The following is a 13,732-nucleotide window of genomic DNA, read 5'->3' as shown; positions in this document are numbered from 1 at the left end:
AGATATGAAAATTGCTTAGCTTATAATAATATTATTTTTCAGTGATTTGGAAGCCATGTTCTTCTAGATGCTGCCAAAACATAGGATATGATTTTTCAACCACGATAGGTTCTTCAATGGTAACTTGATTGAATACTAATGCTAGTGGAGCAAAAGCCATTGCCATGCGGTGGTCTTCATAGGTTGCTATTGTAAGGTTTCCTGGATCTTGTACATCAGCGGTCTTCAAGTGATAAGTTTCACCATCTGCGATCAGTTTTGCTCCGAACTTACCGATTTCAGTCTGTAAGGCAAGGATTCTATCTGTTTCCTTGATTTTCAAGGTTTCTAACCCTGTAAATGAAACGTCCTTTTTTAAAGCTGAAGCAATAACGACAACTGTTTGAGCTAGATCAGGACATTCTTTAAAGTCGAATAAAGGTTTTTCAGACTTGCTGTCCACTTTTTTCAAATGGAGACCATCTTTTTCAAAGCTTGACTCCACTCCAAAATGCGTCATGATTTCAATGATTGCCATGTCGCCTTGCAAACTATGTTCTTTTAATCCAGGCAATACAATTTCCCCGTTTTGGGAAAGAGCAACGATAGAGTACCAATATGAAGCTGCGCTCCAATCTGGTTCAACATAGATCACTGACTCAGAAAAATCCTGTTTAGCAATTTGGATTTTATTATCTTCAAAATTGTATTGGATTCCACATTCCTTCAGCATTTCCAAAGTCATGGTTACATACGGCCTAGAAGTCAATTCGCCTATAATATCAATGATCAAACCTTTCTTTAAGGAAGGAGCGATCAGCAATAGCGAAGAAATATACTGGCTACTGATATTACCTTGAATTGAAATTTGTTCTTTGCCTTGAATCATTCCACCTTCAATTTTTAATGGTGGATAACCCGCCTTGTTTTCATAATGGATATCAGCACCCAGGTCCTTTAGGGCATCCACGAGAATCCCGATAGGTCTCAGTTGCATCCTTTCAGTTCCCGTTAAGATAAAGTTTCCTTTGATCAAGTTCAGGTAAGAAGTCAAGAACCTCATTGCGGTACCTGCAGGACCGATATCGATGCTGTTGATTCCAGGATTGGGATTAGAAGCTTGGTTCAGGGCAGCATTTAAAGTTACGGTATCAGCTGCTTCAGAAAGATTTTCAACGCGTACAGCACCTTTACTTAATGCTCTGATAATAAGAGCACGGTTGCTCTCTGATTTTGAACCAGTAAGTTGAACCGTGCCTTTAATTTCTTGCGAAGGGTGGGTTAAAATTAAGCTTTTCGCCGTCATTCTTAAGCCTCCGCAACCGGTTTAGTGTTCATAACCTCGTTTTGCTTACGAATCGATTCGTTATGCAACAACTCTAAATATTTTGAAGTAAACTCTTCGCTTAGGTTAAGGGCCTTCGCTAATTGAATACGTTTCTGAACGATTTCATCCCAACGGTTGATCTGAAGGATCGTTACATTGTTATCTCTTTTGAACTCTCCGATTTTCTCAGCAATTTTCATACGGTCAGCGATCTGTTTGATGATTTGGTCATCCAACTTATCGATCTGTCCACGCAATTCAGCTAATTTATCTTCGAATGCAGGATTGTTAGATTCAGGCTTACGTACAGCTACATTATCCAATAATTCAGACAAAGCTGCAGGGGTAACCTGTTGTTTAGCATCTGTCCAAGCAACTGAAGGATCGATATGCGACTCGATGATCAAACCTTGCATATCCATATCCATTGCTTTTTGCGTAACGTAAGGGATTAATTCACGGTTACCGCAGATATGGCTAGGGTCATTGATGATAGGCAATTCAGGAGCGATCGCTTTCAATTGGATAGCGATATCCCACATTGGTTCATTACGGAAAGCTGTCTTTTCGAAAGAAGAGAATCCACGGTGGATAGCAGCTAATTTCTTGATTCCAGCTCTATTTACGCGTTCCAATGCACCAATCCATAGAGAAAGGTCTGGATTCACTGGGTTTTTAATCAATACAGGAACATCAACACCTTGCAATGCATCTGCAATCTCTTGAACTGTAAATGGGTTCGCAGTAGAACGAGCACCAATCCACAAAATATCAATTCCAGCGGCCAATGCTTCCTCAACATGTTTTGCCGTAGCTACTTCTGTTGCGGTCAACAAGCCGGTTTCTTCTTTAGCTCTCTTCATCCATTCCAAACCGATGCTGCCAATTCCTTCGAATTCTCCTGGCCTAGTACGAGGTTTCCAGATACCTGCACGCAAAACATTCACTTTTCCAGTGTTGGCTAATAAATGTGCTGTAGATACCACTTGCTCTTCTGTCTCAGCACTACATGGTCCGGCAATGATTAAAGGTTTATCCCCTGTATCCAACCAAGATTTTAAAGGGAGAATGTCTAATGAATGTTTCATTGTATTTTAGTTTGATTATTTACTTGTTAAATTATTTTTTGATTTAGATCTTTTCGTTTTTCAGGTATTCACCCATGATGCTGAAGTTCACGGTGTGCTTCAGGACCTTACGGATGGCAGCATCATAGTCAGCTTGTTTTTTCCATTCCACATCCACATAGAAATCATATTCATTTCTTCTGCCGACAACGGGCATGGATTGTATTTTGCTCAGGTTGACATTTTGTTCAGCAAAGCATTGTAAGACCATCGCTAATGCACCAATAGCATGGGAAGTCTGGAAAGATAATGAAGCTTTGTTAGCATTTTTCTGCTCTTCTAATTCGTTTGAAAGGATCAGGAAGCGAGTAGAATTCTTTTTATTGGTTTCAATTCTCTTTTCCAAGATCTCTAAACCATACAGTTTTGCGGCGGCTTCGCTTGCGATAGCGGCGGTATGGGTCAATTTCTCATCCAAGATCTTTTTGGCGCAAGCTGCCGTATCCATTCCTTCCTTGATGGTCCACTCAGGGTGATCACTTAGGAACTCATCACACTGCCTAATGGCAATAGGGTGGGACTCGACAAATTGTACATCTGAAATTTTAACTCCAGGCAATGCCAAAAGATGCTGTTGGATATTAAGATGAACTTCGCCGATGATATGAAAGCGGTAGTCCCTTAAAAGATTGTAATTAGGTAGAATGCTTCCCGCAATTGAATTTTCAATCGCCATCACGACATAGTCTGCTTTTCCTTGCTTCAGGAGGTCACATGTTTTCTTAAATGATGAACATTCAAGCGTTTCTATGTCCTTGCCGAAATATTTATAGGCAGCTTCCTCATGAAATGAAGCTTTTACTCCTTGGATGGCAATCTTTATTTTCTCACTCATTATCTTTATTATGCTTTACTTTTTTGTCAAAAAAAAGGTCCCAAACTTTTCAGCTGGGACCCTTCAATATTTTCTAAATACCATATACTAGTCCCAGCTCTTATCTTTAAAATAAAAGAACCAAAAGTTGGTATATGTATATTGTATGTTCATTTCCCGTTTATTTGTTTTCAAATATAGAGCTTCTTTATTTAAGTGCAAAATATTTTTTAAAAAATATTGTTTTATGCTATAAAAACTAATCAAAAATAGCGTAAAAATACATTAAAATTTACGATAAAAATAGCCTAAAAAATAGTCGTAAATTATGAGTAATATGTCTATATATATATTAAAATATGCCTTTAAAACAAATTAATGTGGTTTTGTTAAAATTTTGACTTATAAAATTCGTATAAAAAATAGCCTAAAAAACGCCAAAAAATAGCGCTAAAAAATGGTGAAAAAATATTTAAAAATTTAACAAAAATCAGCTCATTTCTCAGTCAAAAAAATGATGTTTTGAAGCAATTTCTGATTTCTCAATGCTTGATTGATCCTTTTCCTACTCTATTTGCTATCTAGAAAAGGATATATTTGTAGCATTTCGAAGAATAGTACAAAAATGCATTATATCCTCATTTCGGTTCTCTGTTCAGTGACTGTTGCCATCATTATCAAATTGGCCAGACAGCGTGGAGTGAACTACTTACAACTCCTGGTCTGGAATTATCCCATTGCACTTTTCCTAACCTATCTGGTGCTGAAACCCCAAATTGTTCCTTGGACTTCCAACCTTCCTTGGGCTATCTATGTTCCTTTGGGGTTCCTTTTACCCTTTATATTCATATGTCTGGCCCTTTCAATCCGTTATGGAGGAATTGTCAAAACGGAGGTTGCTCAGCGATTATCCCTATTTATTCCATTGTTAGCAGCCTATTTCTGGATGAATGAAGAATTTGCAGCCAATAAGTTTATTGGTATCGCAGTAGGATTGCTTGCTATCGTGTTTTCTATAGGTTGGAATAAGAATGATCGAGTTCAGGGAAAGCAAATTTGGATATACCCTTTGTTGGTGTTCTTCGGGATGGGTATCATTGATATTCTTTTCAAGCAGATAGCCTTAAACAGCCAGATAACCTACATGTCCTCCCTTTGGATAGTATTTACCCTGGCTTTAGGATTTGCATTGCTCTTTCTAGTTTACCTCCTATTTGTCAAAAAACAGGACTTTGACAAAAAATCCCTCCTTTACGGCGCTATATTAGGCGTTTTTAATTTTGGAAACATAGTCTTTTACATGAAAGCGCACAAAGCACTGCCTGATAGTCCATCCCTAGTTTTCACAGGGATGAATATTGGCGTGATTGCGGTGGGAGCGATGGCAGGAGTGATACTATTTCAGGAGAAACTTAGCGTTTACAATAAAATTGGGCTATTTTTGGCCATTATTTCAGTTTTATTAATTGCATTGCTGTGAGTTTATTCGAAGATACATACCAAACTATTGAAGCACCTTCAGAAGGAATTTTTAGGGACAAGGGAAGCAAGTTTATCGCCTATGCCTATCCCCTCAAGGACGAAAGTAAGCTTAAGGATATTATCGCTGAATTGAAATCCATGCACCCCAAAGCCCGCCACCATTGTTATGCCTATCGGCTTAGCCCAGACCGTGCAGTGTTCCGGGTAAATGACGATGGAGAACCCTCAGGGACTGCAGGGAGACCTATATTGAATGTTTTGCTCTCCATGGATGTCACAAATATCCTGGTGGTGGTCGTTCGTTATTTTGGAGGAACCTTATTGGGAGTACCAGGCTTGATCAATGCCTATAAGACAGCAACCCAAGAAGCCCTTGCAGAAGCAGAAGTCGTGGAAAAGACCGTAAATGATGTCTACGAATTGAAGTTCGATTACCTACAGATGAATGATGTCATGCGGATTGTTAAGGAAACAGATCTAGTCGTTTTGAGTCAAGATTTTGATACAAATTGTAAAATTACCTTCGAAATCCGTAAATTACAGGTAAATGAAGTGATCGGGAGAATGGAAAAGATTGAGGGGGTAGAGATCAATTACTTGCGAACCATATGATTAACGATTCTGAACTAATTATTAATTCCGATGGAAGTATTTACCATTTGAATTTATTGCCATCTGATATTGCTGATACTGTAATTTTCGTCGGAGATCCTGACCGTGTTCCCGAAGTTTCCAAATACTTCGATGATATCGAGATCAAAAAAGGAAGACGAGAATTTATTACCCATACTGGTTCCGTCAATGGAAAAAGGATCACCGTTATTTCTACAGGGATTGGAACAGATAACATTGATATCGTCCTGAATGAATTGGATGCTTTGGTCAATGTCGATTTCCAGACCAAAACCCTAAAGCCTGAAATCAAATCCTTAGATATTATCCGAATTGGAACCTCCGGGTCTATTCAAGGGAATATTTCCATGGGTACCGTATTAGCTTCCGAATTTGCAATAGGATTCGATACCTTAATGCAATACTATAGAAAACCTTATACCGAGCCCGAAGTCCAATTGCAGGATGCCGTAGTCAAGCACTTTGATAGCCTAACATTCAAACCCTATGTAGGCCGGGCGTCCCAAAAGCTTTTGGATCAATTTGCATTCGACCTTCCAAAGGGAATAACCATGACAGCCCCAGGTTTCTATGGCCCCCAGGGCAGGAATGTAAGGTCCAACAATATCTATCCGGACCTCATCAAGAATGCCAACAGTTTTGAAATCTCAGGAAGAAACATCACCAATCTAGAAATGGAAACTGCGGGGATCTATGCGCTCAGTAATATGTTTGGTCACCATGCCATTTCCATCAACGCAATACTTGCCAGTCGAGTGAGTGAATCTTTTAGTAACAATCCCCAAGAAATTGTTGATAAGGCAATAAGATTGGTGTTAGAGAGAATATAAGCTACCCCGTCCCTTTCCTTGTCGAATCAAACTTCAACAGAATAAACAACAATATGGTAAAGGACCATAATGAGGATCCTCCATAACTAATAAAAGGCAATGGGATACCAATTACAGGGACGATTCCGATGGTCATTCCGATATTGATAAAGAAGTGGAAGAATAGGATAGAAGCTACCCCGTATGCATAGATCCTGGCGAAGGCGGTACGTTGTCTTTCCGCAATATTCACAAGTCTTACCAGCAAGGCAACATAGATCGAAATCAGTACCACAGAACCTACAAAACCCCATTCTTCACCCACCGTACAGAAAATAAAGTCGGTACTTTGTTCCGGCACAAAGTTATATTTGGTTTGGGTACCTTGGAGATAGCCCTTTCCAAAAAGCTGACCGGAACCAATGGCAATCATCGATTGGTTCAAGTTATAACCTTGACCTTTGGGGTCATCCATTTTGCCCAAGATAATGTCGATACGGTTTCTTTGGTGCGGTTGTAGGATTTGCTCATAAGCGAAGTCCACGCAGAGCACATACACACTGGAAACCACAAATAGGATCGCCATATTGATCAGGTTCTTTCGTTTTTTGCGCATCATAAAGGCGAAAAATCCGCAGACCAAGGCCAATATACCGATCAGGATCCATTGATTGACCAATAATGCCAAGACGAACAAGAAAATCGCCAATCCACCAATGATCAATAATCCAGTGCTCACATAACCTTCCCTGTAGAACACAAAGATCAAGGCAAAGAAAGCCAAGGCAGAACCCGTATCAGGTTGCAACATAACCAAAGCAACAGGAAACAATACAATACATGCACCTATGAACAAGGTCTTCATATTGGGGTTTTTGTTCGTCTGGTTACTGAGGTAATAGGCCAACAATAGACAGGTTGCCAACTTTCCAAACTCAGAAGGTTGCAACCTAAAACTACCTAAAGGTATCCATGCCTGGTTACCCCCAACATTTCGACCAACCACCAATACAGCCACCAAAAGCAGAATGACGATGATATAGATAATAGGGGCCGAGGATATGAAAAATCGGGAATCAATGATCAGGATACAGATACCAATGATCAGTGCCGTAAAGATATAAATGGATTGCTTTCCGTAGTTGGTCGCCAGATTAAATAAACCTGGATTCTCAGCATCGTATACTGCAGCGTGGATATTGAACCAACCGATCAAACATAAAGCCAACCACAATCCAATGGTCAACCAATCAATTCTACCGAAAAAACTTTTCTTATGTAGGTTATTCATGGTTTCTCCTCACTTGGCTATGGTGCACTAATACCGCAGATTCCGTTTTTTTCTTTGGGTCTACTGCTGCGGTACGTACCGTTTGTGGTTTATTGTTATTCTTAGTACTGTCCTTTTTGATGCTTTCCTCTTTCTTCACTTTTGGCTTCGGCATTAAGTTACCATTATAGATCCTGTCCTGAATATATTTAGGCAAGGAGATGGTATCCTTCAGGTATTTTTCAACCATCATACTCGCGATCGGAGCCGCCCATGTACCTCCATAACCAGCATTCTCTACGAAAACCGCAATGGCGATTTTAGGATTATCCCTTGGTGCAAAAGCAAAGAATACGGCGTGGTTTTCACCATGTGGGTTCTGAACGGTACCCGTTTTTCCGCACATCTCAATTCCAGCTATTCTTGAGGCCGCGCCGGTACCACCCTGGTTCACTGCTTGGCTCATTCCCTCAATGACAGGCTCATAGTGTCTGGCATCAACACCAGCAGAGATCTTCTCTGTAAATTCTTCCTTCACGATCTGCTTTTCGCCAATTCCCTTAATGAGGTGGGGGCGGTAATAGAATCCTCGATTTGCCACAATGGCCATGATGTTGGCCATTTGCAATGGGGTGATCCCTAGTTCACCTTGACCGATAGATAAGGAGATATTAAAACTAGATCTCCAATTTCCGCTCCCATATCTTTTGGTATAAAAGTCTGATGTAGGTACAAGTCCCGGTTTTTCGCCTGGAAGGTCTATCCCCAATTTATGGCCGAGACCAAATTTTCCCAATGCTTCCTTCCAGAGGTCATAGGCTTTCGGACCGCTCATACCTCTGCTGTCGATCATTTTGGCATATACATACCCATAATAGGTATTACAGGACATCTTGATGGATTTTACCAGTCCGGTTGCTCCATCAACGTGAGTACAGCGCATTATCGCACGTCCACCACCATAGCGATATCCACCTGGACAATAAAACACAGTCTGATCATTGATCACACCAGCTTGCTGGGCTGTTAATGCGGAGACAACCTTAAAAACGGAACCCGGAGGATAAGAAGCTTGAATGGGACGGATAAACATAGGTTTGGTTTCATCATTCAACAATTTCATGTAATTGTTTCCTAATTCACGTCCAACCATCATATTTGGATTGTAAGATGGACTACTTACAAAACTCAAGATTTCACCCGTGGAAGGCTCGATGGCAACCACAGAACCTAGTTTGTTTTTCATCAGCTTTTCAGCCAATATCTGAAGGTCTTTGTCCAAGGAAGAAACAAGTCCATCCCCTGTAACAGCAAGGGTGTCATATTTACCATCCATAAAACTACCCTGAGGTCTGTTCAGGGCATCAACCATTTGGTTTTCCACCCCACGTTTACCCCTCAAAAGTTCTTCATAGGCACGTTCTACTCCAGATGCTCCAATATAATCTCCAGGGCGATAAAAGCCATTCGATTTTTCAATATCTCTTTCATTCACCTCCTGGATATAACCCAAAAACTGCGCGGCAATACTATCAGGATAACTACGAACGGTACGGTTCAGAGGGTAGAAACCCCTGAACTTATACAGGTGTTCCTGAAATTTGGCATAGACAGTCGATGAAACCTGCTTCATAAATTGTGATGCCCGATAGGGTGAATGTGCTTTCGCCTTTCTCATCCGTACATTGAAATCAACCGTGTCGATCCCTAATAGGTCACATAGCAACAGGGTGTCCAGATCCTTGACTTCCCTAGGGGTAACCATGATATCATAAACAGGTTCATTCTGGACCAAGACTTTACCATTCCGGTCTAAAATAACACCTCGTGCGGGATAGATGATCTTTTTCCGCATGACGTTGTTGTTGGCTGAAAGAAGGTATTTGTCGTCGATGACCTGTATATAGAAGAGTCTTGCTACAATAACGAGTGCAATAGCAATGAAGATTCCTTGGATAACGAATTTACGGTTGAAATAACTATTGTTCATGAGAATAAGACCGTAATTATTAATTACTTAATAAGCGAGATTTTCTTTTGTAAATAAGTATACTAATCAATATGATTAACAAGATAGTAAAAATACTGCTTAGTAATATGCTCAGTAGCGTGCTTAAATAGTTTGAGAAACTAAAATATTCTACATGCAGAAGAACGAAATGGTGGATCAACGTTCCGATAGAAATATAGGAAAGGAACCATTTGGCGCCCATATTGCCTAATGAAGGAGTTTCAAAGGAATCCTGAACATCAACGTCCAAGGTAATTCTATGGAAAAATATCCTATACCAGGTCAGGGCTACGCAGGCTGCAGCATGCACACCTATCGAATCATAAAAGGCATCTACGGTTAGTCCTGTTAGGAAGGCCAATACATACAATACAAAGTTTGGTGTACCGATGGGTAACAAAAAGATGATCAGGATATACGGAAAAGGAGTCGCTAAGTTATAATATCCAATATTCTTGAACAATACAACTTGCATCGCGATCAATACAATAAATCGAATAATATTGAAAATTATCACCTTACCCATCATTATCCTCCGTTACGGCTTCCAATTCATTTTTTTCATTCTCCAGCAGATCCTTCACCACATACACATGGTTTAGATTGCTGAAATTCGTCCTCAATTTAATCTTGATGTCCAGGAAGGAGCCTCCTGAACTTATACCAGTTTCCTCCACCGATCCAATTTCAATACCTTTCGGAAACAGGGAAAACCCTGACGTGTAGATCTTTTGTCCTTTTTGGACTTTAAGATGGTTTGGGATATCCTTGACTATGGCAAACTGCGGGTCGGTTGTATTTCCCCAGACCAAAGATCCAAAGACATTTGTGGTATCCATGGTCACTGAAACCCGGGTATCTGGATGCAATAAAGATTGAATGGTACTAAAATGTGCTGATACATTCAGGACAATACCGACAACACCATTGGAAGTGATGACACCTAATCCTTTCTGAATGCCTGCCAATGAGCCTTTATTGATCGTAATGAAATTACTTTTCTGGTGTACACTGTTGTTAACGACCTCTGCCATCGTGAACTGGTACCTGTTCATATCGATGGAATCATTGATCTGTACAGAATCCAAGGTGTCGGTCAAAAGATAATGTTGAAGTTGTTTCCTGAGCTCTGAATTTTCCAGCGCCAGGTTTTTATTGGTTTCTTCAAGCGCCAAATAGCTTTTCCAAGAATTCAACTTATCGTAAAATGATCCTACGACTACATTGGAAGAATTGATAAAGGCTGAGCGTTGGTACCTGTTGTTTTGGACAACCAATAGGAGAGAAGCAACAAAAAAGAGAATAAACCAAAAAAAGGCATTATATCTAACCAAGAAAAGCCAAAGGTTCTTCATTATTGTTCTCTTTTAATAGTTACGCGATATAACATTATAGGAACGTTATATCGCGTAATCATAAATTTTTTTAATTATTTGTTATTGCATTAAGAACTTAAAACGTCCAATGTTTTTAAGTGCAATCCCAGTTCCTCTAACTACTGCACGAAGTGGGTCTTCCGCAACGTGAACAGGAAGTTTTGTTTTCGCTTGAATACGTTTGTCCAATCCACGAAGTAAGGCGCCACCGCCTGTCAGATAGATACCTGTTTGATAGATATCAGCAGATAGTTCTGGAGGAGTGATCTCCAATGCTTTTAAGATAGCTTCCTCAATTTTAGAAATTGACTTGTCTAAACAGTGCGCAATTTCCGTATAGGATACAGTGATCTGTTTAGGGATACCAGTCATTAGGTCACGACCTTGAACCGCGAAATCCTCAGGTGGATCTGTTAATTCTGGTAATGCTGCGCCAACTTCAATCTTGATTTTCTCCGCTGTACGGTCTCCAATCATAATATTATGCTGACGACGAATATATTGAACAATGTCTGAATCGAAGTTATCTCCCGCAACACGGATAGATTGGTCACAAACAATTCCTGAAAGGGCAATCACGGCAATTTCAGTGGTACCACCACCGATATCGATGATCATGTTTCCTACAGGTTCTTCCACATCGATACCGATACCCACAGCAGCTGCCATAGGTTCATGGATCAAGTAAACCTCTTTCGCTCCAGCAATCTCTGCCGAATCACGAACAGCACGTTTCTCGACCTCTGTTATGCCCGAGGGAATACATACCACCATACGTAAGGATGGGAAAAACCAGCTCTTACCTTTGTTGATAAGCTTAACCATACCGCGGATTAAATGCTCAGCAGCTGTGAAATCTGCTATCACACCATCACGCAATGGTCTTACCGTTTTTATATTGTCGTGAGTTTTACCCTCCATTTGCATTGCCTGACGACCGATTGCGATCACCTTATTTGTTGTGCGGTCAAATGCTACAATTGAGGGTTCATCTACTACTACTTTATCATTGTGAATGATTAGGGTGTTAGCTGTTCCCAAGTCTATTGCAACTTCTTGCGTAAACCAATTAAAAAGCCCCATTTAGATGTGTAAGTATTATTTGTAATTTAATTGCAAACCTAATGAAAAAAAATGGTTTTTTATGAAAGCATTACTTATAAAAAAACATCTTTTGTCGATGAAAATATTCAAATTTTTAAATATGATATTGTGAACGAAATTAGGCTTATTTTATTGTATTGTAGTACCAATATAATAATTATAAGTATCCACCTTAAAGTTCTCCTTCGTTAATCCATCCAACCTCATCACCTTAAATTTGTCTGTTGGGTCTATTCTCAATCTTTTTCCGTCCTTATCAAAGATATGGACCGGCATTTGAAAATCTTTTACTTCTGATATCCAACGGATCATAAAGACACCTGGACTATTCTCTATGACCTCTAAAGTCGGGATGCTTTTCGTCTGTACAAACTGTTCAAAGGTTTTATCGAGGTTGATGCCAGACTCTTTGCTCATATAATTTACGATATCGCCATAATCAACCGTCTGATGGTAAAATTTCTTGTTTAATCCGCGTAGGATATTACGCCATTTGTCATCATCATCAATCATGGTCCGTATCATGTTGTGCAAAACACCACCCTTGTTGTACATATCCCCTGAACCTTCTTTATTTACGTTGTATGGTCCTTGGATAGGACTATCGTTTTGGATCCCGCGACGGTTGCCATTAACATAGGCTTGGCTGGCTTCCTTTCCATAAAAGAAATCAATGAATAGGGCTTCTGAATAATTGGTGAAACTTTCATGGATCCACATATCAGCAAGGTCATTCGAAGTAATATTGTTGCCAAACCACTCATGCCCCGATTCATGGACCACAATAAAGTCCCATTTCAAGCCCCAACCGGTTCTCGATCCGTCTCTACCTAAATATCCGTTTTGGTATTTATTGCCATAGGCAACTGCACTCTGATGCTCCATGCCTAAATGCGCCGTTTCCACAAGCTTGTACCCATCCTCATAAAAAGGGTAAGGTCCAAACCAATGCTCGAAAGCCTTTAGTGTCTCATTCGCATTCTTTTTTAAGTGATCGATCTTGCCTGCGTTTTCTTTTAAGACATAGTAATCAACAGATAGTGGACCTTTTTCTCCAGCATAGGTTTCTTTGAAATGCGTATAATCCCCAATATTAAGGGCCACATTGTAATTGTTGATCGGGTTCTCTACTTTCCAATGATATTTGGTATATCCATTTTTCAGTTTTTCTGTCTTGACCAATCTTCCATTAGATACATTCATGACCCCATTTGGTACAGCCACCGATATCAACATGCTCTTTACCTCATCCGATTGATGGTCTTTATTTGGCCACCAAACGCTGGCACCCAAGCCTTGACAAGCCGTAGCAACCCATGGTTTTCCATTACTGTCCTTTTTCCAGTCAAAGCCGCCGTCCCAAGGAGCTCTAGTCGCCTGAATAGGATTTCCAGAATAATGAACCGTAAAAGAATCGACCTTTCCTTTTTCTATATATTCTGGGAAATCAACAAAGACGGCATTGTATTCCCTTGTAAAGGGAAGACTCTTGCCTTTGTATTCTACCTTGTCTACGGAAAGGTTATCAAATAGGTCAAACTGTAATTTGTTGAAACGTTCAACAGCTTCAAACTTAAATAGGTTACTCCCTGAAATAAACTTATTGTCGATATCCACTTTAACGTCCAAATGGTAGTATTGGATATCATAGCAGGTGCGCAATGCAGTCAATTCTCCACGTAATGAATCGGCTTTGCTATATAATTCTTTGGCCTTCATCAATTGTGCTTCTGCTGAATAGCTTGCAGCACATAATAACATGCCGAGGAAAATTGATTTTGTTCTTATCATAACGGTCTT

General features: G+C 40.0%; 12 protein-coding genes. 3 read left to right on the top strand and 9 right to left on the bottom strand.

What is annotated here, in order from left to right; translation table 11 throughout:
- Positions 1-31: 31 nt before the first annotated feature.
- The 3 genes from aroA to NMK93_RS14435 are packed head-to-tail and all read right to left on the bottom strand — an operon-like array spanning position 32 to position 3,268.
- Positions 32-1,285 carry a 3-phosphoshikimate 1-carboxyvinyltransferase gene (gene aroA / locus NMK93_RS14445; RefSeq protein ID WP_254528063.1) on the bottom strand — a complete coding sequence of 418 codons (1,254 nt, stop codon included), beginning with the start codon at positions 1,283-1,285 and terminating at the stop codon, positions 32-34.
- A gap of 2 nt (positions 1,286-1,287) precedes the next feature.
- A complete protein-coding gene (locus NMK93_RS14440) occupies positions 1,288-2,394 on the bottom strand; it encodes a chorismate mutase (RefSeq protein WP_185214008.1) in 1,107 nt (368 codons plus the stop codon).
- 43 nt (positions 2,395-2,437) lie between these two features.
- Positions 2,438-3,268, bottom strand: coding sequence for a prephenate dehydratase (locus NMK93_RS14435; RefSeq protein ID WP_185214007.1), 831 nt, complete (start codon positions 3,266-3,268; stop codon positions 2,438-2,440).
- Between the two features lie 604 nt (positions 3,269-3,872).
- Between NMK93_RS14435 and NMK93_RS14430 the strand changes: the two genes are divergently transcribed.
- Genes NMK93_RS14430 through NMK93_RS14420 form a run of 3 tightly spaced genes read left to right on the top strand, consistent with a single transcriptional unit; the run spans position 3,873 to position 6,192 of the window.
- Positions 3,873-4,727 (top strand): EamA family transporter, encoded by an 855-nt coding sequence (locus tag NMK93_RS14430; protein WP_254528062.1) that lies wholly within the window; start codon positions 3,873-3,875, stop codon positions 4,725-4,727.
- Positions 4,724-5,341, top strand: coding sequence for a YigZ family protein (locus NMK93_RS14425; protein WP_254528060.1), 618 nt, complete (start codon positions 4,724-4,726; stop codon positions 5,339-5,341). The genes NMK93_RS14430 and NMK93_RS14425 overlap by 4 nt, the downstream gene beginning before the upstream one ends.
- Entirely contained in the window at positions 5,338-6,192 is an 855-nt protein-coding gene (locus NMK93_RS14420) for a nucleoside phosphorylase (RefSeq protein ID WP_254528058.1), read from the top strand. Before NMK93_RS14425 ends, NMK93_RS14420 begins: the two co-directional genes overlap by 4 nt.
- Position 6,193: 1 nt before the next feature.
- On the opposite strand, the gene rodA is transcribed toward NMK93_RS14420, so the two are convergent.
- The 6 genes from rodA to NMK93_RS14390 all read right to left on the bottom strand — a co-directional run bounded on the left by rodA (position 6,194) and on the right by NMK93_RS14390 (position 13,723).
- Positions 6,194-7,462, bottom strand: a complete 1,269-nt coding sequence (gene rodA, locus NMK93_RS14415) for a rod shape-determining protein RodA (RefSeq protein ID WP_185214003.1) — start codon at positions 7,460-7,462, stop codon at positions 6,194-6,196.
- Entirely contained in the window at positions 7,455-9,431 is a 1,977-nt protein-coding gene (gene mrdA, locus NMK93_RS14410) for a penicillin-binding protein 2 (protein ID WP_185214002.1), read from the bottom strand. The genes rodA and mrdA overlap by 8 nt, the downstream gene beginning before the upstream one ends.
- A 19-nt stretch (positions 9,432-9,450) precedes the next feature.
- A complete protein-coding gene (gene mreD / locus NMK93_RS14405) occupies positions 9,451-9,981 on the bottom strand; it encodes a rod shape-determining protein MreD (protein WP_237219514.1) in 531 nt (176 codons plus the stop codon).
- Positions 9,971-10,807, bottom strand: a complete 837-nt coding sequence (mreC, locus tag NMK93_RS14400) for a rod shape-determining protein MreC (protein ID WP_185214001.1) — start codon at positions 10,805-10,807, stop codon at positions 9,971-9,973. The genes mreD and mreC overlap by 11 nt, the downstream gene beginning before the upstream one ends.
- Positions 10,808-10,888: 81 nt before the next feature.
- The gene (locus NMK93_RS14395; RefSeq protein ID WP_093098220.1) at positions 10,889-11,911 is read right to left on the bottom strand and encodes a rod shape-determining protein; all 1,023 of its coding nucleotides are present in this window, start codon (positions 11,909-11,911) and stop codon (positions 10,889-10,891) included.
- Positions 11,912-12,061: 150 nt separating this feature from the next.
- The gene (locus NMK93_RS14390; RefSeq protein ID WP_254528056.1) at positions 12,062-13,723 is read right to left on the bottom strand and encodes a M1 family metallopeptidase; all 1,662 of its coding nucleotides are present in this window, start codon (positions 13,721-13,723) and stop codon (positions 12,062-12,064) included.
- Between the last annotated feature and the right edge of the window lie 9 nt (positions 13,724-13,732).

Source organism: Sphingobacterium sp. LZ7M1 (assembly GCF_024296865.1).
Classification (GTDB): domain Bacteria; phylum Bacteroidota; class Bacteroidia; order Sphingobacteriales; family Sphingobacteriaceae; genus Sphingobacterium.
The sequence above is the reverse complement of the archived record's forward strand: the minus strand, read 5'-3'. Positions and strand labels throughout refer to the sequence as shown.

What these genes read in the sequence shown, in the direction of transcription:
- aroA (WP_254528063.1), bottom strand. Translation starts at nt 1,285, where the DNA reads ATGACGGCGAAAAGCTTAATTTTAACCCACCCTTCGCAAGAAATTAAA.
- NMK93_RS14440 (WP_185214008.1), bottom strand. Translation starts at nt 2,394, where the DNA reads ATGAAACATTCATTAGACATTCTCCCTTTAAAATCTTGGTTGGATACA.
- NMK93_RS14435 (WP_185214007.1), bottom strand. Translation starts at nt 3,268, where the DNA reads ATGAGTGAGAAAATAAAGATTGCCATCCAAGGAGTAAAAGCTTCATTT.
- NMK93_RS14430 (WP_254528062.1), top strand. Translation starts at nt 3,873, where the DNA reads ATGCATTATATCCTCATTTCGGTTCTCTGTTCAGTGACTGTTGCCATC.
- NMK93_RS14420 (WP_254528058.1), top strand. Translation starts at nt 5,338, where the DNA reads ATGATTAACGATTCTGAACTAATTATTAATTCCGATGGAAGTATTTAC.
- rodA (WP_185214003.1), bottom strand. Translation starts at nt 7,462, where the DNA reads ATGAATAACCTACATAAGAAAAGTTTTTTCGGTAGAATTGATTGGTTG.
- mrdA (WP_185214002.1), bottom strand. Translation starts at nt 9,431, where the DNA reads ATGAACAATAGTTATTTCAACCGTAAATTCGTTATCCAAGGAATCTTC.
- mreD (WP_237219514.1), bottom strand. Translation starts at nt 9,981, where the DNA reads ATGATGGGTAAGGTGATAATTTTCAATATTATTCGATTTATTGTATTG.
- mreC (WP_185214001.1), bottom strand. Translation starts at nt 10,807, where the DNA reads ATGAAGAACCTTTGGCTTTTCTTGGTTAGATATAATGCCTTTTTTTGG.
- NMK93_RS14395 (WP_093098220.1), bottom strand. Translation starts at nt 11,911, where the DNA reads ATGGGGCTTTTTAATTGGTTTACGCAAGAAGTTGCAATAGACTTGGGA.
- NMK93_RS14390 (WP_254528056.1), bottom strand. Translation starts at nt 13,723, where the DNA reads ATGATAAGAACAAAATCAATTTTCCTCGGCATGTTATTATGTGCTGCA.